The organism is Vibrio sp. PSi01, from assembly GCF_054960695.1.
In genome coordinates this window covers 13,193-39,158 of the sequence record NZ_JBHNYN010000027.1, presented here as the reverse complement: position 1 = coordinate 39,158, position 25,966 = coordinate 13,193, and the positions used below count along the sequence as shown (strand labels likewise).

The 25,966-nt window shown below is 44.4% G+C and carries 26 protein-coding genes; 7 read left to right on the top strand and 19 right to left on the bottom strand.

The annotated features are described in order from the left end of the window. A partial coding sequence (locus ACFI6G_RS21270; RefSeq protein WP_462710462.1) for a putative bifunctional diguanylate cyclase/phosphodiesterase occupies positions 1 to 1,314 on the top strand: 1,314 nt, incomplete at its 5' end. Positions 1,315 to 1,399: 85 nt separating this feature from the next. On the opposite strand, the gene hemN is transcribed toward ACFI6G_RS21270, so the two are convergent. From hemN to ACFI6G_RS21245, 5 genes are all read right to left on the bottom strand, one after another. Then, positions 1,400 to 2,791 carry an oxygen-independent coproporphyrinogen III oxidase gene (gene hemN / locus ACFI6G_RS21265; protein ID WP_010433511.1) on the bottom strand — a complete coding sequence of 464 codons (1,392 nt, stop codon included), beginning with the start codon at positions 2,789 to 2,791 and terminating at the stop codon, positions 1,400 to 1,402. Between the two features lie 343 nt (positions 2,792 to 3,134). Further along, entirely contained in the window at positions 3,135 to 3,623 is a 489-nt protein-coding gene (locus ACFI6G_RS21260; RefSeq protein WP_010433509.1) for a DUF2489 domain-containing protein, read from the bottom strand. Positions 3,624 to 3,629: 6 nt separating this feature from the next. After that, positions 3,630 to 4,187, bottom strand: coding sequence for a Der GTPase-activating protein YihI (yihI, locus tag ACFI6G_RS21255; protein ID WP_010433507.1), 558 nt, complete (start codon positions 4,185 to 4,187; stop codon positions 3,630 to 3,632). Beyond that, a complete protein-coding gene (locus ACFI6G_RS21250) occupies positions 4,187 to 4,825 on the bottom strand; it encodes a class I SAM-dependent methyltransferase (protein ID WP_010433503.1) in 639 nt (212 codons plus the stop codon). Before ACFI6G_RS21250 ends, yihI begins: the two co-directional genes overlap by 1 nt. Before the next feature lie 557 nt (positions 4,826 to 5,382). Beyond that, on the bottom strand, positions 5,383 to 6,000 hold the full coding sequence (locus ACFI6G_RS21245; protein ID WP_004735574.1) for a c-type cytochrome: 618 nt from the start codon (positions 5,998 to 6,000) through the stop codon (positions 5,383 to 5,385). A gap of 148 nt (positions 6,001 to 6,148) precedes the next feature. On the opposite strand from ACFI6G_RS21245, the gene yihA reads away from it, so the two are divergent. Beyond that, the gene (gene yihA / locus ACFI6G_RS21240) at positions 6,149 to 6,808 is read left to right on the top strand and encodes a ribosome biogenesis GTP-binding protein YihA/YsxC (RefSeq protein WP_010433499.1); all 660 of its coding nucleotides are present in this window, start codon (positions 6,149 to 6,151) and stop codon (positions 6,806 to 6,808) included. Between the two features lie 230 nt (positions 6,809 to 7,038). Continuing rightward, on the top strand, positions 7,039 to 7,644 hold the full coding sequence (locus ACFI6G_RS21235) for a hypothetical protein (protein ID WP_016768256.1): 606 nt from the start codon (positions 7,039 to 7,041) through the stop codon (positions 7,642 to 7,644). Between the two features lie 266 nt (positions 7,645 to 7,910). Here the strand turns inward: ACFI6G_RS21235 and spfP are convergent, their stop codons facing one another. From spfP to hemB, 4 genes are all read right to left on the bottom strand, one after another. Next, a complete protein-coding gene (gene spfP, locus ACFI6G_RS21230; RefSeq protein WP_438356636.1) occupies positions 7,911 to 7,958 on the bottom strand; it encodes a small protein SpfP in 48 nt (15 codons plus the stop codon). 193 nt (positions 7,959 to 8,151) lie between these two features. Next, positions 8,152 to 10,965, bottom strand: a complete 2,814-nt coding sequence (gene polA, locus ACFI6G_RS21225; RefSeq protein WP_016793876.1) for a DNA polymerase I — start codon at positions 10,963 to 10,965, stop codon at positions 8,152 to 8,154. Positions 10,966 to 11,643: 678 nt separating this feature from the next. After that, the gene (locus tag ACFI6G_RS21220) at positions 11,644 to 12,078 is read right to left on the bottom strand and encodes a GNAT family N-acetyltransferase (protein ID WP_016799558.1); all 435 of its coding nucleotides are present in this window, start codon (positions 12,076 to 12,078) and stop codon (positions 11,644 to 11,646) included. A 78-nt stretch (positions 12,079 to 12,156) separates the two neighbouring features. Continuing rightward, a complete protein-coding gene (gene hemB / locus ACFI6G_RS21215; RefSeq protein WP_010433487.1) occupies positions 12,157 to 13,200 on the bottom strand; it encodes a porphobilinogen synthase in 1,044 nt (347 codons plus the stop codon). Positions 13,201 to 13,408: 208 nt separating this feature from the next. Between hemB and ACFI6G_RS21210 the strand changes: the two genes are divergently transcribed. After that, on the top strand, positions 13,409 to 14,173 hold the full coding sequence (locus ACFI6G_RS21210; protein ID WP_016768254.1) for a TatD family hydrolase: 765 nt from the start codon (positions 13,409 to 13,411) through the stop codon (positions 14,171 to 14,173). A 302-nt stretch (positions 14,174 to 14,475) separates the two neighbouring features. Here ACFI6G_RS21210 and tatC read toward each other — a convergent pair whose 3' ends face one another. The 7 genes from tatC to rmuC all read right to left on the bottom strand — a co-directional run bounded on the left by tatC (position 14,476) and on the right by rmuC (position 20,766). Continuing rightward, on the bottom strand, positions 14,476 to 15,234 hold the full coding sequence (gene tatC / locus ACFI6G_RS21205; protein ID WP_010433482.1) for a twin-arginine translocase subunit TatC: 759 nt from the start codon (positions 15,232 to 15,234) through the stop codon (positions 14,476 to 14,478). 100 nt (positions 15,235 to 15,334) lie between these two features. Then, entirely contained in the window at positions 15,335 to 15,742 is a 408-nt protein-coding gene (gene tatB, locus ACFI6G_RS21200) for a Sec-independent protein translocase protein TatB (RefSeq protein ID WP_010433478.1), read from the bottom strand. A 3-nt stretch (positions 15,743 to 15,745) separates the two neighbouring features. After that, the gene (gene tatA, locus ACFI6G_RS21195) at positions 15,746 to 16,000 is read right to left on the bottom strand and encodes a Sec-independent protein translocase subunit TatA (RefSeq protein WP_004735565.1); all 255 of its coding nucleotides are present in this window, start codon (positions 15,998 to 16,000) and stop codon (positions 15,746 to 15,748) included. Between the two features lie 53 nt (positions 16,001 to 16,053). Next, positions 16,054 to 17,688 carry a ubiquinone biosynthesis regulatory protein kinase UbiB gene (gene ubiB, locus ACFI6G_RS21190; RefSeq protein WP_010433475.1) on the bottom strand — a complete coding sequence of 545 codons (1,635 nt, stop codon included), beginning with the start codon at positions 17,686 to 17,688 and terminating at the stop codon, positions 16,054 to 16,056. After that, positions 17,685 to 18,290 carry a ubiquinone biosynthesis accessory factor UbiJ gene (locus ACFI6G_RS21185; protein ID WP_016768252.1) on the bottom strand — a complete coding sequence of 202 codons (606 nt, stop codon included), beginning with the start codon at positions 18,288 to 18,290 and terminating at the stop codon, positions 17,685 to 17,687. The genes ubiB and ACFI6G_RS21185 overlap by 4 nt, the downstream gene beginning before the upstream one ends. 98 nt (positions 18,291 to 18,388) lie before the next feature. Next, entirely contained in the window at positions 18,389 to 19,168 is a 780-nt protein-coding gene (ubiE, locus tag ACFI6G_RS21180) for a bifunctional demethylmenaquinone methyltransferase/2-methoxy-6-polyprenyl-1,4-benzoquinol methylase UbiE (protein ID WP_026012235.1), read from the bottom strand. Positions 19,169 to 19,233: 65 nt separating this feature from the next. Continuing rightward, positions 19,234 to 20,766: a DNA recombination protein RmuC gene (rmuC, locus tag ACFI6G_RS21175; protein WP_010433470.1), complete on the bottom strand. Its 1,533-nt coding sequence runs from the start codon at positions 20,764 to 20,766 to the stop codon at positions 19,234 to 19,236. Positions 20,767 to 20,904: 138 nt separating this feature from the next. Between rmuC and ACFI6G_RS21170 the strand changes: the two genes are divergently transcribed. Further along, on the top strand, positions 20,905 to 21,798 hold the full coding sequence (locus tag ACFI6G_RS21170) for a DMT family transporter (RefSeq protein ID WP_102286449.1): 894 nt from the start codon (positions 20,905 to 20,907) through the stop codon (positions 21,796 to 21,798). Positions 21,799 to 21,942: 144 nt separating this feature from the next. On the opposite strand, the gene ACFI6G_RS21165 is transcribed toward ACFI6G_RS21170, so the two are convergent. The 3 genes from ACFI6G_RS21165 to ftnA all read right to left on the bottom strand — a co-directional run bounded on the left by ACFI6G_RS21165 (position 21,943) and on the right by ftnA (position 24,306). Further along, complete coding sequence (locus ACFI6G_RS21165; RefSeq protein WP_010433467.1) at positions 21,943 to 23,136, bottom strand: BaiN/RdsA family NAD(P)/FAD-dependent oxidoreductase; 1,194 nt, start codon at positions 23,134 to 23,136, stop codon at positions 21,943 to 21,945. Positions 23,137 to 23,386: 250 nt separating this feature from the next. Beyond that, positions 23,387 to 23,710 (bottom strand): universal stress protein UspB, encoded by a 324-nt coding sequence (uspB, locus tag ACFI6G_RS21160; protein WP_004735557.1) that lies wholly within the window; start codon positions 23,708 to 23,710, stop codon positions 23,387 to 23,389. 68 nt (positions 23,711 to 23,778) lie between these two features. Beyond that, positions 23,779 to 24,306: a non-heme ferritin gene (ftnA, locus tag ACFI6G_RS21155; RefSeq protein WP_004735556.1), complete on the bottom strand. Its 528-nt coding sequence runs from the start codon at positions 24,304 to 24,306 to the stop codon at positions 23,779 to 23,781. A gap of 189 nt (positions 24,307 to 24,495) precedes the next feature. Here ftnA and uspA point away from each other — a divergent pair, with 189 nt between their 5' ends. Both uspA and ACFI6G_RS21145 read left to right on the top strand, forming a co-directional pair. Next, on the top strand, positions 24,496 to 24,930 hold the full coding sequence (gene uspA / locus ACFI6G_RS21150; protein WP_010433461.1) for a universal stress protein UspA: 435 nt from the start codon (positions 24,496 to 24,498) through the stop codon (positions 24,928 to 24,930). 52 nt (positions 24,931 to 24,982) lie between these two features. Further along, the gene (locus ACFI6G_RS21145) at positions 24,983 to 25,861 is read left to right on the top strand and encodes a carboxylate/amino acid/amine transporter (protein ID WP_016768248.1); all 879 of its coding nucleotides are present in this window, start codon (positions 24,983 to 24,985) and stop codon (positions 25,859 to 25,861) included. Positions 25,862 to 25,966: the final 105 nt, after the last annotated feature.

The following is a 25,966-nucleotide window of genomic DNA, read 5'->3' as shown; positions in this document are numbered from 1 at the left end:
TTCCAGCAATTACAAGCTCAGCTTACCTATGACTCGCTAACCAAGCTATACAGCCGTGAAGGCTTTATTGAGGCCGCTAAGACAAATGGCGATATCGAAAAAGGCACTCTGTATTTAGTGGGTATTGATCGCTTTCGCGACATTAATGACAGCTTAGGTCATTACAATGGTGACCAACTGCTTATCATCGCGGCAGCACGCCTAAGAGGCACACTGCCTAGTGAATACCTATTAGCCCGCACTGGTGGCGACGAATTTGCAATCTATGCCCCTAATGTCACCCAAGATGACGATATTCAATTACTGACCAACCGCTTACTTCAAACCTTTGCGTCTCCATTTGCTATGGAGTCAGAAAATGTTGTCATTAATGTTTCAATTGGAGTCGTAGGAGTCTCTAACGAGCAAGATATTACGCTGTGGCTACGCAATAGCAGCATTGCACTCAGCAACGCAAAGCAAGATAAGACTCGTGTCAGCGTATACAGCCCCGAGATGGGCAAAGCTTCTAGGCACCGAACTAAAATGCTCGCTCGTATGAACAAAGCCATCGAACTGCAACAGTTCGAGCCTTTTTATCAGCCAATTATTGACCTTGAATCTGGCTCAACAATTGGTGCGGAGGCCTTAGCACGCTGGATAACAGACGATGGTATCGTCGCCTCACCATTAGATTTCATCCCACTTGCAGAAGAGACTGGGCTTATTTACGACATCGGCCAGCAAATCCTGCACAAATCTTGTCGGGATACCGCCATCGCGATCGCGTCAGGAAAATGGGGTAAAGACTTCACAATTCACGTTAACCTCTCCGTCGACCAGTTGAGTGAAAGTAGCTTTGTTGATCGAGTCCAATCCATACTGAGTGAGACAAAGCTATCGGCTAACAATCTTACGTTAGAGATCACCGAATCGCGCATCGTAGATAATGACCCCATGATCATCGACAACATGCTGACTTTAAAAGCACTGGGTGTTTCCATTGCGATTGATGATTTTGGCACAGGATATTCATCGTTAGCGTACTTACATAAGCTGCCATTTGACTGCCTTAAAATCGATCGCAGCTTTGTTAGCAAGTTGGATAAGGAGAACCTAGACAGCTCTATCGTTGCAGCAATCGTTAATATCACCAAGGGCTTCAAGGTAAGCATAGTCGCAGAAGGTGTAGAAACTCAGCAACAAGCGGATCTACTCAAACAGCTGAAATGCCCGCAGGCGCAGGGGTTCTTATACAGTCGCCCGGTTCCTTTTGAGCAATGGCCAACCGACCTCTGCAACGTAAGACAAAGCAGTAAAGAAAGCATGATGTAAAGTAGATAGAGAATTGACTTACAGACAGACAAAAAAATGCCAGCATGATGCTGGCATTTTTTATGTTTGTTTCTCGAACGTGTAATTAAATCACACGAGAGAATTGCTGCTGGCGAGCCTTTGCACGTAGGTATTTATCAAAACACATGCAGATGTTACGGATCAGCAAACGGCCACGCAAAGTCACGCGGATTTCTTTGTCATCCACTTCAACCAACTCATCATTGATGAAGGTTTGCAGTAGCCCTAAGTCTTCTTTGAAGTAACCATTAAAGTCTACAGAAAACTCAGACTCGATCATGGTTTTATCAAGCTTAAAGTTACAGATAAGCTGTTTAATGACCTCACGACGCACTAGGTCATCACTGTCTAATACCACACCTTTCCAAAGTGCATGACGCAGGTCATTCACCTGAGCGTAATACTTCTTCAGCTCTTTTTGGTTTTGAGCGTAAGCATCACCGACCATAGAGATAGCAGAGACACCGAAACCAATTAAGTCAGCTTCACCTTGGGTCGTGTAGCCTTGGAAGTTACGATGCAAGATACCTTCGCGTTGTGCTACTGCTAGCTCGTCTTCAGGTAGTGCAAAGTGATCCATTCCGATGAACTGGTAACCAGCGCCCGTTAGCGTTTCGATGGTATCTTGTAAGATAGCCATTTTCTCTTTAGCTTCTGGTAGGTCTTCGTCTTTAATCTTACGCTGCGCAGCAAACAATTGCGGCATGTGTGCGTAGTTAAATACCGATAAACGACCCGGTTTCATTTCTAACACTTGCTTCAGTGTTTCCGCGAACAAAGCTTGAGTCTGCTTTGGCAGGCCGTAGATCAAATCAAGATTAGTAGAGCGGAAGCCTAGCTCTTTAGCACGCTGAACCATTGCAATAATGAACTCTTCATCTTGTTCACGGTTAACCAGCTTTTGCACTTCTTTATTGAAGTCTTGAACACCAATACTCAAGCGGTTAAAACCTTCGCGGCGTAGGTGGTCGAGTACATCAAGTTCAATCTCACGTGGGTCAACCTCGATACTAATCTCAGCATCAGCCGTGAAGTTAAACTCATCACGCAGAATCATCATCAAACGAGTGATTTGTACTTTTGTTAGGAATGTCGGGGTACCGCCACCGAAGTGCAGTTGAGTCACCTCGCGACCATTCAGCAAAGAAGCGCGTTGACGAATTTCGTGTTCAATCACATCTAGGTACTCATCCGCTTTGTGCGAATGACGGGTAATGACCTTGTTACAGCCGCAGTAGTAACAAAGCTTGTGACAGAACGGAATATGCACGTAAAGAGAGAGTGGACGCTCAGGGTATTGCGTACACGCCATGTCGTAATCAGCGACGGTAAACGCTTCATGAAACTCCAACGCAGTTGGGTATGAAGTGTAACGAGGTCCCGAATAGTTGTACTTGTTTAAGATTTCTTGATCCCAAACGATTTGCTGATTCGTTGTTACTGGCTTGCTCGACATAGCGGTAATTCCAATTTAGATCCGCGAGAACCTAAGGTCTCTCAAATCATTTTACATACATTAAAATATAGACGGGTTATTTTGCCACACGACCAGTAAGGTCGTTTCAAGACAAAATCAATTTTTTAGACAAAAACTCAGAACTGCTAGCTTGATCACTAACAAAGCGTCGGGATTAACGAGACGCAAAAGGTAAGAAGGCTTATTTAACATTATCTGTTAAAGACAAAGCGTATTAAAGACGTGAGTCTTAAAGCTGTATATCTCAAAAACAGCGCGTCTTGAAACAGCACGTTTTGAAAACTAAATGTTAAACAAGCCTCAATTTTAAAAGTCTTAGCGACTAAATCATCTGAATATTGATTTGGTTGTTAAGAGGTTTAATTTTCTCCTGCAACCGTTTCAAATCTTCGATGACGGCATCATTCAAGCGAGTCTCTGCCTTGTGGCGTGTGAGATTCTGCTGCATGCGCTCTTTCTTGGTCAGTGCCTGTCTTTCATCTCCGCGAGCCATGTCTTTTACGATATGGTACAGCTCAGAAAGAGCAGGATATTCAGAATCAAAATCGACACGCTCATCACCCTGAACATTATCCATAATGATACACACTCGGATACTGATCTCAGGTAAATCACACTGCCCTTGAATACCCGCTAGACACAAAGTATTCACGTTCTCGTAAATCTTTGCGTTACGTTTTTCAATGGCAAGTGCTTGATGCTGCTTTTGCAACTCCGTCTGCTTCTTCACTTGAAGTAGAAGGTAACCTGCATAAGAGCCCAAGCCGAGAATGATTATTCCGCCAGCAATTGCTAATAAGGTTACATTCATTGGCTCTTAACCTTTAAAGCTGTCTAAATCGAAGTCTTCGAATTGAGATAACAAGTCTTCGTCAGAGCTTGCTTTCTTCTTAGAAACAACAGGTGCTTCTTCGAAAATCTCTTCTTCATCGTCTTCTGGCTCTAGCAGACCCAAGCGGCCCATTAGGTGTTCGATACGATCAAGTTTCTCATCAACGAACTTCTGTAGACCTGCACCTAGGTTTTCACCATTTTCGATACGATCTAATAGTGTATTCAGTTGAGCATCATTCTCAAGCATCTCTAACTCTTGTTCGTTAGATAGCTTGCGCTCTTGTTTCGTCGGCTTCTTCGCTGGTTCAACGATCAGCGGAATTTTTTTCTTGCTGCCTAAACGAGGGTCGCGAGCTAGTGCAGCTTTGCGCTGTTTTGCTTCGCTACCATCTGAGTGACGGCTACCAGACTTAAGGCCTTTACGCTTTTTAACACGCTTACGTTCACGACCTTCAACATCAGATTCACTACGGTTACGAGTAACCATAGGTTCCGGAGCGCCAAGTGCTCCTGGTTTTCTTGATTTCTTACTACGACCCATTACTGCACTTTCCTCAGTAAAATTACATCATTTCCAAAAAATTCTAGTTCGAGCTTATCCCGCTCTGCCAAAAACTGGAATGTTTGACGACTAAAGAAGACGACATGTGTCGGGTCATTCTTGTAGTGCCAACCAGCAAACGCGTCTACGTCTATTACTAGTTTAGTCATAAGACCAATCCAGCCCTTGGGTTTAACTAAATTCAACCATTGCTGCCACACTTTGTCTGGGTGGTAAAGATGCTCTATCACCTCCGTGGCAGTCATAAAGTCATACGTTTTTTCCAACACAGAGGGTTCTGGGTGGTAATAGATATCGTACAACTCCATGGTGTGTCCGGCTTCTTCTAACATAATAGATAGCGTAGGGCCTGGGCCACAACCAAAATCCAACCCGTGTGAGTTAGATGAAATTTTGTCTGTTAGAGGATCTGCGATGCGAGATAAAAAACGGCGATAGCCTGCATCACTAGGATCGTTCTCATGGAGATCATAGTGTGCTTTTTCTTCTTTTGCTTCTAACCTTTGTTCAGGTTTAACAAATACCAGTTCACATTGCTGACACTGCAGATAAGCTCTGCGTTTGTCTTCAAAATAGTGATTCACGCCTTGGTGATGGCATAAGGGACAAGTATACATAGCACATCCTTAAACAGGGATGCGAAACATACCAGAAACTGAGTTTATAGTGGAGAGGTATTGGGTGTTTTTTCATCAAATCAATAAAAAAAGCGATAGGAAAACCTATCGCTCTCTAAATCTGCCTATATCGGCCAAAATTTGCATACTCAACTTGGTACACAAATCTCCATTTGTTATTGGTGCTTTCCATGCCAAATTTGTTTTTTGTTCATCGTCCTGATGAGTTTTGGCTATCCTTTTCTAACACCTTGTTACTGGGCTGTCCTAGCCTGATCCGTTTCTGTCTATACCGTTAGACTAGATGACCATCCGTATCTAAGTCAGCTCCTAGCTGATGACGGGTACTTTACCTTGTTACAAAAAGACTACAAGAGTGCGACTTCACACTTTTGTACACAAATTGAGCTCGTATTGATAAATAAGATATGAACACGGCACTCATAGACAATAGTAATACAAAAGAAAACGCCCCAACCATTTCTGATCGGGGCGTATCTTGAATCTCGCTCGAACGTACATTTCTTTACTCTGGCTAAGAGCAAGAAACCGACATATTAGTGTAAACCACCAACGTACTTCGATAAGGTATCAATATCTGCGTCTGTTAACTTTTTAGCTACATCACGCATCATCGCATTCATGTCGTTATTACGGCTACCATCGCGGAATTTCTCAAGTTGAGCCTTGATGTAATCTGCGTGCTGGCCAGAAATTTTAGGGAAACCAGAAAGTTCAGTACCGTTACCACGAGGACCGTGACAAGCAATACACGCCGTTACGCCACGTTCTGCGTTACCAGCGGTGTAAAGAACTTTACCTTCATCCACAACATTTTCAGGAGTTGAGTTACTAGAAATAGGTAGAGAGGCGTAGTATGCCGCTAGGTCAGCCATATCTTCTTCAGATAAAGACATCGCCATCGCACCCATTACAGGTTCATTACGACCTTGTTTACCACCACTCGTCATACCGAGTTTAAGCTCTTTTAACTGCTTCTCTAGGTACTTCTCATGTTGACCAGCCAGTTTAGGGTACTGAGTGATCAGACTGTTGCCGTCAGCACCGTGGCAGGCAACACATGTTTGTGATTTGGCTTTACCAGCTTCAATACTACCTTGAGCCCATACTGAGCAGCTGGCTAAAAGACTCAAAATTAGCGCTAATTTCTTCATGACATTCCATTATAATTATCAAGCTTCCAGTACCACTCTATGTTGCCACTCATGGTACAATAGGCGACCTTATGCCGAGCACGGTTATTTTACACAAATTCACAAAAAAGTAATCAATCGACTACACAAAGTCGAGATGGAGTTAACAGTGAGCGTAAAAATTCATTATCAAAACACGCATTTCATTACCAGTGCACCTGATATTCGTCATTTACCAGAAGACGAAGGGATCGAAATTGCGTTTGCAGGACGCTCCAATGCTGGTAAATCTAGCGCGCTAAATCGCGTTACAAACCAAAAAAGCTTGGCGAAAACCAGTAAAACACCCGGTCGAACTCAGCTAATCAACCTATTTAAGGTAACGGATGGTTGTCATATCGTCGATTTACCTGGATATGGCTTTGCTCAAGTACCGCTTGAACTAAAGAAAAAGTGGCAGAAGTCGCTAGGTGAATACCTACAACGTCGCGAAAGCCTGAAAGGTTTAGTGGTATTGATGGACATCCGTCACCCAATGAAAGACCTTGACCAACAAATGATCTACTGGGCTATCGATAGCCGCATCCCAGTACAGGTTTTGTTAACAAAAGCAGACAAACTGAAAAGTGGTGCGCGTAAAGCTCAGCTACTAAAAATCCGTAACGATGCGAAATCTTTCGGTGGTGATGTTGCGGTTGATGTTTTCTCTTCAATGAAAGGCATCGGCGTTGACCAACTGCGTGCCAAGATGGATGAGTGGTTTGCCCCAGCTTTCGCTGACCAACTCATTGATGAGCTAGCGGACGAAGAGCACAACGATTCAGAGTAGTTCTCCTAACTATAGATTTATCTATAGTTAGGGATTAAAGCACTGACAACCAGTGATTTAGCCTTATCAATACCTCGCACTATAAAAGCGGGGTATTTTTTTGCCAGAAAATTAGTGAGTTAGGCCTGAATTATTAGCGATAGAGACCGCATTTATCCGCTTAAACCAATAGAAGTGAACCATACTAAAAGACACACCGAAATAAACAGAACAATGAGAAAGGAGTACTCATGTGGAAAACACCATTGGCCATCATTGCACTTATGCTGGTCTCATTAACAGGGCTCGCCTCTGAAGCAGAACAGACCAAGACCGAGACCGCTCTGGTCAATGTTGATATGACCTTAGATCTCGATGGCATGGAGAAGTATGCTCAGGAGGCAAGTGAATCTCTTGAGGTGATATCGCAATCTTTGCAGGCGATCGTCAACAACCCCAACCTCAGTGAAGATCAGCAGCAAGCATTGAATCAGACCGTCGAAAGCATTAATAAGCTTGCGAGCTCTACCAAGACATCACTCAATCAACTCCCACAAGCCTTAAACCAATCTCGACTCGCCTTTAAAAATACCAGTCAAATGCTGTTGGATGATATTCAGACCAAGATCATCATTGCGTTAGTGGCTGTGGTCGCTGTCATTGTCATCGCGTTGACTGCTATCTACCTACTTATCCTAAAACCCATGCAGCAAACCTTGGTAAAAGCGACCCACAATATCTCTTCTATGGCGCAATCCATCCAGATCACCGCCGAAGCGCTAAAATACAGTACTGAGAAACAACAAGAAATTATGGAGTACATTGAGCATTCACCCGCTCAATACACTGATAAATAAGGCGTGACTTACCTATCTTTTACCGACCATTTGTAAAATAAAAGTTATTTCAAATGATAAAACAATCAAATTAGAGATGGATTTAAATTACCAAATGCTGATCGAGTTCCAGATCTAAGGCAAATCAGGTGTTTATCACTGTGCTTGAGAAAGCGTAAGAAAAGACACTAAAAAGGGCGGGTTTACGGGAGTAATCGTAGGTTGGAAAAATTTTTCTTTCGCACAAGAAAAAACGCCCCAGTCAAATACTGACTGGGGCGGCTGAATCAGCCTAATCCAATAACGTGAAACAAAAGGTCTGAAAGATAGAACATCTTACCTCTGTACCCTACAAGATTTAATGTACAACAATTGCTCAGAAATGAAAACAATTTTTGTAGTTTTTTTTCATGAATGTTTTATTAAAACATCTAAGTTCTTTTCACAGCTCATCTTTATTCGAGACAAAAAAAAGCCAGTGTTTGTGCACTGGCTCATACTAATTTGCTTAATAAGGTCAAAAACTGATTAGTGGGCTTGATCCCAGTTGTCACCGTGGCCAGCTTCCGCCACAAGCGGCACTTCTAGTTCTGCCGCGGATTCCATCAATTGTTGTACTTTACTTTCAATTTCGGCTAAAGCTGACTCTTCCACTTCAAACACCAATTCATCGTGTACTTGCATCAATAACTTCACACGACCATCGCCTTCGGCTTGAATCCACTCATCGACTAACAACATCGCTTTCTTGATGATATCTGCCGCTGTACCTTGCATTGGCGCGTTGATCGCTGCGCGTTCAGCCGCTTTACGACGCATACCATTACGAGATTGAATTTCAGGAAGGTGCAAACGACGGCCGTAAATGGTTTCAACGAAGCCTTGCTCTGAAGCCGCGCTGCGTGTGTCTTCCATGTACTGCATTACGCCAGGGTAACGTTCAAAGTAAGTGTCCATGTAGTGCTGTGCTTCCCCACGAGGAATACCCAGTTGCTTAGCCAAACCAAAAGCACTCATGCCGTAGATAAGACCGAAGTTAACGGCTTTAGCACGACGACGCTGTTCAGTGGTAACTTGATCAATGGCCACACCGATAATCTCAGCAGCCGTTGCCGCGTGGATATCTTTGCCTTGTTGGAATGCTTCTAGTAACGCTTTATCACCCGATAGGTGCGCCATGATACGCAATTCAATTTGAGAGTAATCGACCGCTAGGATCTTCCAACCATGTTGTGCAACGAAGGCTTGGCGAATACGACGACCTTCTTCATTTCGAATTGGGATGTTCTGTAGGTTTGGATCAGTCGAAGACAAACGGCCCGTTGCTGTCACCGCTTGGTGGTAAGACGTGTGAACACGGCCTGTTTCAGCGTTGATCATCTTCGGCAATTTATCTGTATAGGTAGACTTCAGTTTCGCAAGGCCACGATACTCAATAATCAACTTAGGTAGCGGGTAATCAAGCGCCAGTTCTTGCAGCACTTCTTCGTTGGTTGAAGGTGCCCCTGATGGCGTTTTCTTGATAACAGGCAGACCCATTTTCTCAAACAGGATCGCTTGCAGCTGTTTTGGCGAGTTCATGTTGAACTCTTGCTCTGCAATCTCGTAAGCTTTCTGCTCTAGTTCGTCCAGACGAACCGCAATCTCTTGCGATTGAGCGCCTAGCAACATGTCATCGATGAATACGCCAGTGCGCTCAATGCGAGACATGACAGGAATCAGCGGGACTTCAATTTCTTCATAGATGGTTTTAAGCTTTTCATCTTGATTGATGTTTTCCATCAAGCGGTTATGAAGACGTAGTGTCACGTCTGCATCTTCCGCGGCATACGGAGAAGCTTCACCCAGTTCAATTTGATTAAAAGTAAGTTGTTTCTTACCCTTACCTGCGATTTGCTCAAATGAGATGCAGCTGTGCTGTAGGAAACGCAGTGCCAAGCTGTCCATATCATGCTTACCACCTACGCTATTGAAAACGTATGACGCCAACATGGTATCGAATTTAATCCCCTTCATATCGATACCGTAGCGCGCTAGCACACTCATATCGTACTTCAGGTTTTGTCCTACCTTTGCTTGTGAATCATCTTCGAGAATTGGCTTAAGCTGTTCAAGTACCCAATCGCGATCCAGCTGCTGCGGTGCATCTAAGTAATCATGGGCAACAGGTACGTAAGCGGCAACGCCTTCTTCGGTTGCGAATGACAAGCCAACAAGGTTCGCGACCATGTAATCTAAGCTGTCTGTTTCCGTGTCGAAAGCAAATACTTCAGACGCTTTCAGTTTTTCTAGCCAAACATTGAATGACGCTTCATCGAGGATGGTTTCGTAGTTGCTGCGATCAATCGTCACGGCAGATGTATTCATCTCTACAGTAGACGTTGTTGCAGAAGCGCTGCTACGTACTGATCCAGCTCCCGCTGCGGCAGGTTTTTCAGCCGCCTCAACGACACCACTGCCACCTTCAAGTAGCTCATTCAACCAAGATTTGAAGACCAGTTGCCCGTATAACTTAATCAGCTCATCGATATTGGGTTGTGCTTTTACTAATGACTCAGGCGTCTCTTCAAGCTCAACATCCAGTTTGATTGTTGCGAGCTGATAGGACATATCAGCATTAGCTTTATTATCAGCTAACTTCTTAGCCATGGTTTTCGAACCACGGAAACCAAGTGCCGCAATATCATCAAGATTTTGATACAACTTTTCGATACTACCGATGCCTTGCAGCAATGCGGTTGCAGTCTTATCGCCGACACCCGGGACACCCGGAATGTTATCCACTTTATCGCCCATCAGAGCAAGATAATCGATGATCAACTCTGGCGGGATACCAAACTTCTCGATAACACCTTCACGATCCATCACTACGTTGGTCATGGTGTTGATCAAAGTAACGTTATCATCCACCAATTGCGCCATATCTTTATCACCAGTACTGATAAGCACAGGCATACCGAGAGCTGAAGCCTGAGAAGCCAGCGTACCAATTACGTCATCCGCTTCAACGCCAGGAATAGAGATAAGTGGTAAACCCATCGCACGAATAACATTGTGCAGAGGCTCTATCTGACAACGAAGATCGTCAGGCATAGGTGGTCGGTTTGCTTTGTACTCTGGGTACATGTCATCACGGAACGTCTTTCCTTTCGCATCAAAAATAACCGCAATACGATCAGAAGCAAATTGACGCATCATGCTGCGTAACATGTTAACCACACCGTAAACAGCGTTGGTAGGGATATCACCATTGCTCATGGTGCCAGGGTAGGCATGGAACGCGCGATATAGGTAAGAAGAGCCATCGATCAGAATCAATGGATTATCAGGAATACGAGCCATAATGTTTGTGTATCCAGTAAGTACAGAAATTATCTGTTAAGAATGCCACGTCTGTTGGTTGGATTCCACGTTGTCGATCTGTATCCGTTCACTCGGCTGTGTTCGATATAATCGATTTGTTGTTATTTTTTGTTCTTAGACGCAAGCGTTCTGTGGATAACTCTGTTTATATTATTTATCCACCTTGTTGAAAACTAAGCACAACAAGCAACAAAACAACAATAAGCTCATGAAAGTAAAGAATAAAATTACAGATCGAACATATGATCAACGATCTTTTTACGATCTTGCGTTGTGGAAAAGAATACTGATGGCGTTTTATTCATAAAAATATGTGCCACTAAATATGCATCTTGTTGAAATGAAGGTATAAAAAAAGCGACACCCGAAGATGTCGCCTAGCAAAAACCGGTAAAGCCATTCAAATTGAATACCACAGCTTTACCTAAAAGCTATAAATTACACTGGAAGCAATGTGAGCAATGTCGTGTCAAAAAGAACTTAGTACAAGTTCGCGAGAATTCTGTTGGGTAACCAAGTAGATACTTGAGTACTTAACATCCTTGTGAACATTTCCTCATTCCCTAAGACAAAGTTAATAATAATGATTCTCATTTAATAGTCAACACTTAAATGATAATAAATCTCATTTAATTTATAAACCGTTAACGACAGTGCTCAAATTTGCTTCAAAAAATGAATTCTATGGGCATTAATGTCTTCTTTTTCTTCTAATTTTTCGATTAGGTAACCGTTTCTCAATAACAGACGCAGCATCGCAGGAAACTGGTTACGAGATTTCACTTTTAGCTGTTGGTAGCCCTGTTGCTTCACCCACTGTTCTTGAGTATCTAATTGCGCCTGTGCAACACCTTTATTCCTTGCGATCGGTAACACGCCCCCAAACCAGCTGTAAAACGTGTTTTCATCCAATTCATAACCGATCTTAAAACCCAGTAACACACCCGTCTCTTCAGCAACGAGGATCAAGCTTGTTTTACCCGCTAATCGCTCTGCAAGAGAAGCAACGCTTTCGTTCTTAGCAAACTCGGAGATCTGTTCAACAACAGAGACGACCTCTTCTAACGAACCTTCACGTACGATGATTGACATCTTGTTTCATCCTCATAAAACAAAAGGGCTAGCACAACGGCCAACCCTTTGGTGATCATATGATTTGCTTGATCGTACTTACTTGCCTTGCAGGTGCTCAGCAGCTTGTGCGTTATCTTCAGCAAGCCACTCTGCGACATCTTTAGCGAAGTACGTCAGGACGCCATCAGCGCCAGCACGCTTAAAGCACAACAGTGATTCCATGACGGTTTCACGCTCTTTCAGCCAGCCGTTTTGAATCGCCGCTTTGTGCATCGCATACTCACCAGATACTTGGTAAGCAAACGTTGGAGCTTGCAGTTCATGCTTAACACGGCGCACGATGTCTAGGTAAGGCATGCCTGGTTTCACCATCACCATATCCGCACCTTCATTAAGATCCATCGCGACTTCATGAATCGCTTCATCGCTGTTGGCTGGATCCATCTGGTAGTTCTTCTTGTTACCACCTTTCAGGTTCGAAGCACTGCCAACTGCATCACGGAATGGGCCGTAGTAGCACGATGCATACTTTGCAGAGTACGCCATGATTTGGGTATGAATGTAGCCAGCTTCTTCTAACGCTTCTCGGATTTTACCAATACGGCCATCCATCATATCCGACGGTGCAACCACATCAGCACCCGCTTCAGCGTGTGATAGTGCTTGCTTAATCAAGACTTCGGTCGTCTCGTCATTCATCACGTAACCATCTTCATCGATGATGCCGTCTTGGCCGTGTGTAGTGAACGGATCCAGTGCTACGTCAGTAATCACACCCATATTTGGCACGTGCTCTTTGAGTAAGCGTACTGCTCGTTGTACCAAACCTTCTGAGTTATGAGCTTCAGCCGCGCATAAACTTTTAGCATCTTGGTTCACTACCGGAAACAGAGCAATTGCAGGAACACCCAATTTTGACAGGTAATCCGCTTCCTCAAGCATAAGATCGATAGACAGGCGTTCAACGCCTGGCATTGACTCTACAGGCTCACGACGCTCTTTACCCATAAGAATAAACATTGGGTAGATTAGATCATCCACAGACAATTGATTTTCTGCCATTAGGCGACGGCTAAAGTCGTGCTTACGCATACGGCGCATACGGCGACCTGGGAATTGACCTTGAATTGAAACAGACACTAGATTCTCCTTGCCTAGTCTAAGCACCGAAATGCTTAGATATGAAAAGTGCAAAATACAGGCAAAAGCATATCACTGATGGCTCAGGACGCTAACAGTAAAATATAAAACCCACTCAAAAACAGGGAGAAATGGCAAAAAATGACCTTCTCCTCACACTGCCGTATACTCATGACAATTCAGTAAAGACCGCTTTCAGGACAAAACAATGATCGATACCCATGCCCATATTTACGCGAGCGAATTCGATGAAGACCGTGAACAAGTCGTGCAACGCGCGCTTGCTCAAGGTATTGATACCATTCTGCTGCCGAACATCGATTTAGAATCTATCGAGCCAATGCTAGCGACAGAGGCTCAGTTTCCTGAGGTATGTCGTTCAATGATGGGTTTGCACCCTTGTTACGTAGATGCAAATATCGAGCAGACCCTCAAAACCGTTCGAGCTTGGTTTGATAAGCATGACTTTATCGCCGTGGGTGAGATTGGTATCGACTTGTACTGGGATAAAACCTTTAAAGCAGAACAAGAGATGGCCTTCGTCACCCAATTGCAGTGGGCAAAAGACCTCGACCTACCTGTCGTCATCCACACCCGTGATTCCATTGAAGAAACACTCGCACTACTTCGCCAAGAACAAGACGGCAGCTTACGTGGTGTGTTTCACTGCTTTGGCAGCAGCTTAGAGGAAGCTCAAGCAATCAATGCGTTAGGTTTTCATTTAGGCTTAGGAGGCGTGTCGACGTTCAAAAACTCAGGCATGGACAAAGTAATCCCTCACCTTGATATGAATTACATCATTCTTGAAACTGATTGTCCGTATTTAGCACCGGCACCCAATCGCGGTAAGAGGAATGAGCCAGCGTACACGGAGTTGGTTGCACAGCGAATAGCCGATCTTAGAGGCATGACGATTGAAGAGGTTGACGCATTAACCACTAAAAATGCGAGAGATTTATTCAATTTATTATAGATTTATCAGTAAATTAAATTAATTGTATTAACAAATAATATTTGAGAACAAAAGGCAATGAGTCTATTATCAACCGCATTCATATGGGGATAATAGATATGTGTGACCACTCACAATACTTACAACGTCAACATCGAACCCTATGGCATAAAATTTTGGGTATCAAAGAGCTCTATATATGCCAAAACTGTGGCTATCAGTTAAAGATTCGATAAACAAAACATAATAAAAAAGCGGCCAATAGCCGCTTTTTTATTATGTGATTTTTTGCTGCTGGGCTCTAACGATCAGCTCTTTGCCAATTAAGATTCAGCCTCTTCTTCCTCATCACCCTCTTCTGGTTTACGCACATAAAAACGCGCAAAGAACAGACCAATCTCAAACAGAATACACATTGGAATCGCCAACAGGGTTTGCGAGATCATATCGGGTGGTGTCAGCATCATACCAACAATGAAAGCACCGACGACGATGTAAGGACGCTTTTCTGACAAAGCTTTAGGCGTTGTCGCCCCTGTCCAACATAGCAAGATAATCGCGACTGGTACTTCAAAAGCAATACCAAAGGCAAAGAACAACGCGAGTACAAAATCAAGGTAACTCGATATATCGGTTGCGAACTCAACTCCCCCTAATGATATAGCCGTAAAAAAGCCAAATACCAATGGGAATACCACGAAGTAAGCGAACGCCACACCACAGTAAAACAACAATGAACTTGAAGCCAACAACGGCATGATCAAGCGCTTTTCATGCTTATATAAGCCCGGAGCGACAAAAGCCCACACCTGATACAAAATAAACGGAACCGCGATAAAAATAGACGCGATTAAGGTTAATTTCAGTGGTGTGAAAAATGGCGATGCAACATCAGTCGCAATCATCGTCGCCCCTTCAGGTAGGCGATCTACCAAAGGTGCTGATACAAATTCATAAATATCATTAGCAAAATAAATTAGCCCGACAAACACGACCAGAACCGCGACAATCGCACGTAGTAGGCGATTACGTAGTTCTAGAAGGTGGCTAATTAAAGGCTGTGTCTGCTCAGTCGAAGACATGTCAAACCTCTTAAACAGGAAGATCGAAAAGGAGTCGCGTGCATACCTATGTACTTAAACATCGAGCTACTTAAGTATCTGGCGACTCCTCCTAGCGAGACTATTCGGCTTTCTTATCTGACGGTGCTGAAGCTTCACTATTGACCTGAATGGTTTCAGATTCCACAGTTTCCGTGACACTAGGTTTAGTCTCACTTGGCTTATCAGACTCAGGCTTAGCATACGGACGTTGAACCTCAGCAGCGGCTTGCTTGAGTTCATCAACTGATGCTTTTAGATCTGGAGATAAATCTTCCATACCCATTTTTTCCGCCTTACGTAGGTTTTCTTGAAGTTCTTGCACCTTAAGCTCATGAGAAAGTTCATCTTTCACACTATTTGCCATGCTTTTCGCTTGTCCAACAAACTTGGAAACACTGCGAATCGCCACAGGCAAACGCTCAGGTCCTAAAACAACTAACCCAACGACAGATATTAATACCAGTTCCCAAAAACCGATATCAAACACGATTTACGCCTGCTCTTTGTCTTTCTTTGTTTCAGCAGTTGTTTCAGCGCTCGCTTCTTTCTTCTGCTGCTCAATATTCTTTGGTTCAAAGTCTGCGTCTTTCTTATCTGCAGGCTTGTCTTCATCGCTCATCGCTTTTTTGAAGCCTTTAACCGCTGAACCTAAGTCACCACCCATGCCGCGCAGTTTCTTTGTTCCGAATAGCAAAATTACAATTACAGCAATGATTAGAAGTTGCCAAATACTGATACCACCCATTGTCATTGTCCTCGGGTCTGTCTACACATAAAAATATTAAGAGAGTCTACTGTCTAACGACGGTAAGCTCGCCAACTAAGCAGCCAAAATGTGACACCTGCGATGCCACAGCCCATGGATAGCTGCTCATAAGGGCTTGAAACTAATATTGCGGAGCATACGACTAAAGTTGCTCCAACGCCAAACAAAAACTTTCCAGTCGCTTGCTGACGCTTACTATCTCGGTAGCCTTGATAAAGCTGATCCATTCTGTGGTTCATCGCTTTACCTTGGCGCAAGCTGTCATAAAGTAGTTCTGGCAGCTCTGGCAGTTTTTCTGCCCAGAATGGCGCGCGCTCTTTTACTGCATTAATCACAGCTTGCGGCCCCACCTGATTCATCATCCAGGTTTCAAGGAAAGGCTTAGCCGTTGCCCACAAATCAAGTTGCGGGTACAACTGGCGACCGAGGCCTTCGACGTACAACAAGGTCTTCTGCAGAAGCACCAACTGAGGTTGTACCTCCATGTTGAAACGTCTTGCTGTATTAAATAAGTTTAGCAACACATGGCCAAATGAGATCTCGCCAAGTGGTTTTGCAAAAATCGGCTCACACACCATACGAATCGCGAATTCGAAATCGTTGACGTTGGTGTCGTGTGGAACCCAACCCGAATCCACATGAAGCTCCGCAACTTTACGGTAATCTCGATTAAAGAAAGCCAGCAGATTTTCGGCTAAATAGCGCTTATCTTCGCTGTTGAGCGTGCCGACAATGCCACAATCCAAGCCAATCCACTGCGGGTTGTCTGGATTTTCAGGGTTAACGAATACGTTACCTGGGTGCATGTCTGCATGGAAAAAACTATCGCGGAACACTTGGGTGAAAAATACCGTCACACCGCGTTCAGCCAGCAGCTTCATGTTGGTGCCGTTAGCATTCAGTGTTTCAATATCTGAAACTTGAATACCATAGATTCGCTCTGACACCATCAAGGTTTCACTGCTTAAATCAGGAATAACTTCTGGCACATACAGCTCTTCGCTGCCTTCAAAATTACGTCGCAGTTGAATCGCATTCGCTGCCTCGCGGCGCAGATCCAGTTCATCAAGTAACGTTTTCTCGTACTCGTGAACCACCTCAACAGGTTTCAAACGACGTGCTTCAGGAAGCGACTTAGCGACTATACGCGCCATTCGGTGCATCAGTTTTAGATCTGCATCAATCACCGGGCGAATATCAGGGCGAATTACCTTCAGAACAATCTCGCGGCCGCTCTCTTTAAGCTTCGCAGTATGCACCTGAGCGATAGAAGCTGAAGCCAGTGGCTCGATATCAAAGTCGGTAAACCAGTTATCTAGGCTACCACCCAGTGCCTTTTCCATATCTTGCTTGGCCAACGCGCCGTCAAATGGAGCGACTTGGTCTTGCAATAAAGCGAGTTGATCAGCGATATGAGGAGGAAACAGGTCACGACGCGTCGACATCATTTGACCAAACTTGATCCACACTGGCCCTAACTCTTGCAAAGCAAGACGTAAACGCTGACCTAACTCTTTATCTTGATGTTTGTTCTTAAGCCAAAACAGTGACTTTCTCGCCAGCAAAGGGGCTTTCGTTAACTGGTGCTCAGGCATCAACTCATCAAGGCCGTACTCTAACTGTACCTTGATAATATGATAAAGACGTTTCAGTTCTGCTGGGGTCATGCTTTCTCCAACAGAGCGTTCAATTTAGCTTCAAGGCGTGCTACTGAGCTTTTTACGTCATCAACTTGGTCGCAAAAGTGCACCACTTCTAACGGGGCTGGAGCAATCTTCCACTCTTCTGTCAGAACCTGAGCAACATGGTTTTGATGCTTAGTGGCTTGCTTCGCCACAAAACCACCGACGTTTTTAACACCTTGCACTAAGGTATGCGCAACCACATCACCAGTCGCACGAGATAACCACTCTTCCAAGTCTGGCTTGCAGTCTGTCATCAGTTGAGCAAACTTCTGCGCCAGTTGAATATCACCTTCTAGAATCAACTTATCTTGTTTGATCAGCTTAGTGATGTTCGATTGCTCACGCAGTTCCGGTAACACCGATAAATTCAAAGATAGGTAGCAATCAGGCTGCCCTTCATACTCCGACAACACATCGATCTGTTGACTGAAAACGAAGGTGAGTGTTTTGTTCAACTCTTTCAAATTAACTTGAATGATCTGTCCCTTTAAACGAGACAAACGACGAACCAAGGCGGGATCATCGTTCACGAAAGTATTTAAAGAGGTTTCAATAACCGCGGTGACCAATGGATCAAATGGCATGACTGTCCTTACCTTTGAAAACGGATAAGCCTTAACCTATCCGTTCTATCTTTATTCTTATTTTTTAGCGTGCTCTACGAGCTTGCTACCAAGTTCGACTAGAACTTGTAACCACGGTGCAGCGCTACAATGCCGCCCGTTAGGTTGAAGTATTTCGTATTTTCAAAACCCGCTTCTTGCATCATACCTTCCAAGGTTTCTTGGTTCGGGTGCATGCGGATAGATTCTGCAAGGTAACGATAGCTGTCTGCATCGTTAGCAATCAGCTCACCCATTTTTGGCAATAGGTGGAAAGAGTATGCATCGTAAACCTTTGATAAAGGCTCAAGTACTGGCTTAGAAAACTCAAGAACCAACAGACGACCACCCGGCTTAAGTACGCGGTACATTGAACGCAGCGCTTGGTCTTTATCGGTTACGTTACGCAGACAGAAGCTGATAGTAATGCAATCGAAGTAGTTGTCAGGGAATGGTAGTTCTTCAGCGTTCGCTTGTACGTAATGTACGTTGCCAACAATACCGCTATCACGCAGCTTATCGCGGCCAACATTCAGCATCGAGTTGTTAATATCAGCAAGAACCACGTGGCCTTTTTCGCCAACGATACGCGAGAATTTCGCAGTAAGGTCACCAGTACCACCACCAAGGTCGAGAATACGTTGACCAGGGCGTACGCCACTGCAATCAATCGTGAATCGCTTCCACAAGCGGTGAACACCACCCGACATTAAGTCATTCATGATGTCGTATTTAGCGGCTACAGAGTGAAATACCTCTGCTACTTTCGCGACTTTTTCGTCTTTTGCGACGGTTTCGAAACCAAAGTGTGTGGTTTCCGACTCTACTGCTGAATTTGTCTGCACGCTTGTGTCCATAATGCTGTTATCTACCATGGTAAGTTCTCATCGACAGCACACTCTCTGTTTAGAGGCGCTGCAGCCGATTAGTTTACTTTATCCTCAGCAGGTTGTCTTTCTACTAAGGAGGCATTTTCTGAAAAAGCCTCATTTTGAGCCATTTCGGCAATCCCAACCGAAATCGATTTTTTCACTTCAACACCAAGTTGTTTGAAGCTTTCTGCCTGACGAATCACATTGCCACGTCCAGTCACCAGCTTATTCATTGCCCCTTGGTAGCTTTGGTTGGCTCTATCAAGTGAGCTGCCAAGGCCTTCCATATCATCAACGAATAAGCGTAATTTGTCGTAAAGTTTGCTCGCTCGCTCCGCAATAACTTGCGCATTTTGGTTCTGCCTCTCATTGCGCCACAAGTTATCAATAGTACGCAGTGCCACCAGCAGGGTGGTTGGGCTGACCAAGATAATGTTTTGTTCCATCGCGTCTTTGACCAAGCTAGGATCCGCCTGAATAGCCACTTGGAATGCTGGCTCAACCGGGATAAACATCAGCACGTAATCCAAACTCTGGATGCCTTTAAGCTGATGATAATCTTTCTGGCTTAACCCTTTTATGTGCGCTCGCAGTGACACCAAGTGATCACGCAGCGCAGCATCGCGTTGTTGATCGGTTTCAGCATTGAAGTAACGCTCAAAGGCCACCAAAGCCATTTTAGAATCCACCACCACTTGCTTATCCTGTGGTAAATGCACGATCACATCCGGCTGATAACGCTTACCCGCATCGTTTTGTAGGTTCACTTGAGTTTGGTATTCATGCCCTTCTCGCAGCCCAGACTCAGCAAGTACTCGAGCCAGTACCACTTCGCCCCAATTGCCCTGCTGTTTGTTATCACCCTTTAGCGCTTGAGTCAGATTAACCGCTTCACGTGTCATGCTCTCATTGAGACGTTGTAGGTTCTTCAGTTCGTGTACCAAGGTGTGACGTTCTTTGGCCTCTTGGCTGAAGCTGTCATTCACTTGTTTCTTGAAGCCTTCCAACTGCTCTCTCAATGGAGACAACAAACCTTCTAGGCTCTGTTTATTTTGCTGATCGACCTTAGCGGTTTTGCTCTCAAACAGTTGATTAGCTAACAGTTCGAACTGCTGCTTAAGTCGAGATTCGGCTTGCTCTAGCAACTGTAGCTTTTCGCTATTGGCGAGGTTTTCTTGGTCGTGTCTTGCTTCTTGTTCGCGCAGCTCAGCTTCTAATTCAGACTTATGATCCTTAAGCACATTGATCTCATCGGCGTACTGCTGACGCTCTTGCTTCACGGCTTCAAAATAACGCAGCTTCTCCATCGCAGCCATCACCTTGCCATGTGCCTGCTTAAGTTCAAATGCCGCTTTATCTCGATCATCATCCAACTCATTGAGCTCTTGTTGCGCCTCTGCGAGTGAAGATTTGAGCTGAGATTGTTGTGACTCATGCAGCAAACGGTCGGACTCGAGTTGCTGTTCAAGAAGTCGCTGCTGAAAAGAGAACTTCTGTTTGATCCACCAGCCCACCACACCGCCGCTGACGAGCGCGCCGGAAATAGCAGCAATAAGCGTTGCCTGATGTTCGATAATCCATTGCATGATAATGATTTAGCCTAATTGGAGATAACTCATTAAATGGTATTTTGATACTGGATAAATGTCCAGTTTGCCGTATTAAAATTCGACAGATAGACTAGGCGCTCCGTATTCTGTCCCATCAAATTAGAATGAGTTGCTATGAACGAACGTCGTGCCTTGGGCTTTGGCCTTGCTGCGGTATTGCTGTGGTCAACAGTCGCTACTGCTTTTAAGCTGACCCTTGCTGAGTTTTCACCGATTCAAATGCTGACCATTGCCAGCATTGTGTCGTCGATTGCGCTGATCGCGGTCTGCGCCTTCCAAGGTAAGCTATCTCAACTAAGCACAACGTTCCTATCAAACCCTTGGTACTACCTACTGCTAGGCTTGGTTAACCCTCTGGCTTATTACCTAATTCTATTCAAAGCCTACGACCTGTTGCCTGCATCTCAAGCTCAAGCCATCAACTACAGCTGGGCTATCACGCTCACCTTAATGGCAGCGGTTTTTCTGGGCCAAAAAATTCGTAAGCAAGATTGGGTGGCGTGTACCTTCAGCTATGCGGGTGTGGTAGTGATTGCCACCAAAGGCGATGTGCTAGGCATGCAGTTCGATAGTCCGCTCGGTGTAGCTCTGGCGTTACTTTCAACCTTGCTTTGGGCGGGATACTGGATTCTAAACACCAAAAACAAGGCTGACCCGGTTGTGGGCGTATTGCTTGGGTTCTTAGTGGCACTGCCATTCGCAATTGGTTTAACCGTTTACGAAGGCGAGAGTTTTAGCCAAATCACAGCGAAGGGTTGGATGGCGGTGACTTACGTTGGTCTGTTCGAGATGGGTATTACCTTTGTCTTGTGGCTCTCAGCGCTAAAACTAACCAACAATACAGCACGTATCAGTAATCTAATTTTCGCCTCGCCTTTTATCTCGTTGATGCTACTTTCAACCATTATTGGCGAAGAAATCCACCCTGCGACCCTGTTTGGTTTGGTACTGATCATCGCCGGTTTGGTGATTCAACAGATTAAGTTTTCAAAAAACAAATCTGCGTGAATGAGTAAATGAGCTAAAAGACTCGGCTGATCACGAAAAGCTATCGATAAAGTCGAATCTAGAGCTAGATTACCGCTTATAAATACAAAAATGGCGAGTCATATGACTCGCCATTTTTATGTCATTTAAAATCTCATGGGAAGCTTAAACCCACTGGCCTGCTGCAAACCCAGAACTCCAACACCATTGGAAGTTATAGCCACCTAACCAGCCTGTTACGTCCATCACTTCACCGATGAAGTAGAGGCCAGACACGCTCTTACACTCCATGGTTTTTGAAGATAGGTGGTTAGTATCGACGCCGCCTAAAGTCACTTCAGCCGTTCGGTAGCCTTCGGTGCCGTTTGGCGCAATCTTCCAGCTCTCTAGATGCTCTACAATGTCATTTAGCTGCTTTTCATTGAACTGTTTGAGCGGCTTGTCTTCCAGCTCTTTGCGGTCAATCAGCACCTCAACGAAACGCTTTGGTAATGCTTTCGCTAAGGTATTTTTCAGGCTCTGATTTGGGTGTTTCTCGCGAGAATTTTCAAGCAGCTCGGCAACGTCCACTTCTGGAACTAGATTGATAGAGACCGATTGACCTGCTTTCCAGAACGACGATATTTGTAGTACCGAAGGGCCAGATAAGCCACGGTGCGTAAACAGCAACGCTTCTTTGAATAAGGTACCATCTTGCGCGGTGATCTCGGCAGGAATCGCGATTCCTGAAAGCTCAGCAAAGGCTTCTTTGTCTTCTTTATGCAGAGTAAATGGCACCAGACCCGCAGTAGTCGGCATCACAGACAAACCAAACTGCTCAGCAATCTTATAGCCAAATGGCGTCGCGCCTAGTTTCGGCATCGATAAACCGCCCGTCGCCACGACAAGTGAGTCACACTCAACTTCGTCGGTATTGAGGTGCATCTTAAAGCCAGCGTCTGTTTTTTCGATTGAGTGAACATCACAGCGGTAGCGCTGTTCAACTTTCGCTTGCTTACACTCTTCAAGTAACATGCTCACGATGTCTTTTGCGGTATGGTCATTCACACAGAACAGCTGGCCGTGGTCTCGCTCTTCGAACTCAATACCGTACTTGCTCACCATCGAGATAAAATCCCAGTTGGTGTATTGAGATAAAGCTGACTTCACGAAGTGAGGGTTGTTACATAGGAAGTTGTTGGCTGAAACATCATAGTTAGTGAAGTTACAACGGCCGCCACCTGAGATTAAAATTTTTCTGCCTGGTTTCTTTGCATGATCAACCACCAGCACTCGTCGGCCGCGCTTACCCGCTTCCGCAGCACACATTAAGCCCGCGGCGCCCGCACCAATTACGATTACATCAAACTTTTCACTCATTGGGGTTCTGCTTTCTTCACTTTTGCACCTCGAGTACGCCCTGTTCTCGAAATGCCATCAATAAAAAAGGATGTGCATAAACAGCACATCCTTACTAATTGCTCGCTATTCTAGCGGCAATTTTAAACTTTGCAATTGATGTTCAATTGTACAATTTGCAGACAGCAGCAAAACCACTACTTGGCTTAGCGAACCAACAACCGAAGCTTTACACCAAAACCTAAACTCTACTTCACGCGTACTAAATAACTTAGACGATGAAAGAAGACAGCAACGTTACACCCAACAGAGCAGAAGAAAGTATAAACAACTGTCTTACTCGATCACACTTCGACATAAACACTTCGTCGTGATGATGGTGATACTCTTTGCTTTTGATGTAACTAAACAAGCGAACCTGTTTGGTCATGTTGCCATGAGTTGTGAAGAATCCACCTCCGTCTACTTGTTGATAAAGTAGAGGATGTGCTTCTCGCATAATATAAATGAGTGTTCTTAGCGCAGTAAAGTAACGCGCCCAGTTCACACAAGTCACAACCATTAGTGCAAATAGAATAGTGTCGCCGCTGATCATCCTTTCCTCCCTACATCTTCATAAGAAAACTCAAAAGAAAAAGATAATCAGTGTCTTTCTCATACTACCTAAACGGCAGGAGCTTCCATAATTGAAGATGAACCATCTTTTGCCAATTGCGCGAGATCTTTATCAATAAAGAACAGTGCTTTACCGTCTTCACCAACAAGTTCTAGCTTATCCAATACACCTTTAAACAACTTCTCTTCTTCGTGTTGCTCTGCAACGTACCATTGCAGGAAGTTAAAGGTTGAGTAATCTTGTGTGCTGAAAGCAACGTGAGCCAATTTGTTGATCTTTTGAGTAATCATTTGCTCATGTTCATAAGTTTCACGGAACACGGCACCCAGGCTATCAAATTCATGTTTTGGCGCTTCAATCGCACCTAGAATTGGCATTGCACCTGTTTCACTTACGTAAGTGAAAAGACGCTGCATATGTTCCATTTCTTCTACTGCATGAACACGCAGAAACTCTGCTGCACCTTCAAATCCTTTGTCTTCACACCAAGCACTCATTTGTAAGTATAGATTGGATGAGAAAAATTCTAGGTTAATTTGATCATTCAGTTGCTCAACCATAGTTTTTGACAGCATTTAAGACTCCTAATTACATCCTCAATTTTCTCTACTATATCACTATTTAATGAATATCTCGCTGACCATTAGTTAACCGATATTTCGAACTGCCATTACGCAAGACAGTGGATATGAGATCACTTCAGCAAAAAAAGGCATCACATAGTGCTAGTCTTTAATGAGACAACGAATAAAGGAGCTAGCAATATGAGTTACAAACATATTTTGGTCGCAGTCGATTTATCAGATGACAGCAAATTACTTGTGGATAAAGCGGTGGCATTGGCTAAACCATTGGAAGCCAAAGTCTCTTTTATCCATATCGATGTTAACTATGCAGAGCTTTATACCGGCCTGATTGATATCAACATGGCAGAAACCCAACATAACGCGATGGAGGCCTCTCGTATTCAGCTACAAAGTTTTGCTGACTACGCTCAATACCCAATCACTCATACTTTGGTCGGCAGTGGTGATTTGAGCCATGAGTTGTGTGACACCATCAATGAGTTCAGTGTTGATTTAGTGGTCTGTGGTCACCACCAAGACTTTTGGAGCAAACTGCTTTCTTCAACACGACAACTGATCAATGCCTCACCTGTTGATATGCTGGTCGTGCCTCTAAGAGATTCAGAAGACTAATGATTTAAGGTTAGGTAACATACAGCTCATATCTTATTAACGAAGTTTTACTATGAGCTATTTAGCTGGTGTTACCCTCCTATGGGCCTTCTCCTTTAGCCTGATCGGCGTTTACCTCGCTGGTCAGGTTGATTCTTGGTTTTCTGTACTAATGCGCGTAGCCCTTGCCGGCATCGTGTTTCTTCCTTTTCTTAAGTTTCGCGGTGTCTCGCGCAAACTGATCGGCAAATTGATGGCGATTGGTGGTATTCAGCTTGGGCTGATGTATTGCTTCTACTATCAATCTTTCTTACTGCTGTCCGTACCTGAAGTCCTTTTGTTTACCGTCTTTACCCCAATTTACGTCACGCTTATTTATGACTTTCTCAAAGGGCAATTCTCACCTTGGTATCTCGTGACCGCCGCTATTGCAGTGCTGGGCGCGGTATTCATTAAATTTGCTGGCATCAATGACAACTTTTTAGTCGGTTTCCTTGTCGTACAAGGCGCTAACCTGTGCTTTGCTATTGGTCAGGTGGGTTATAAGGTGATAATGGAGAAGGAATCGACCGAGTTACCTCAGCGAACCGTATTTGGTTACTTCTACTTAGGGGCGTTATGCGTCGCTTCCGTTGCTTTCATGCTGCTGGGTAACCCAGAGAAACTGCCAACCACCTCACTTCAATGGGGAATCTTGATATACCTTGGCTTGATTGCTTCAGGGTTAGGTTACTTTATGTGGAATAAAGGCGCATGCATGGTGAATGCCGGTGCGCTGGCTGTAATGAATAATGCTTTAGTTCCAGCAGGCCTTGTGGTGAACATCTTGATTTGGAACAGGGATGTCGATTTGGTTCGCCTTACCATTGGTGGTGGCGTTATCTTGTTGTCTCTACTTGTGAATGAAACATGGGTGAAGAAACGTGTTGCGAGATCCGCAAGCAATGCCTAACCGACAGAATAAGCGAAATGAGTAGCTCGGCTACCCCAGAAAAGCAAAAGAGCGACCTTAGGTCGCTCTTTTTAAATCTACGCGTAGCAATAAACAATTCAAATC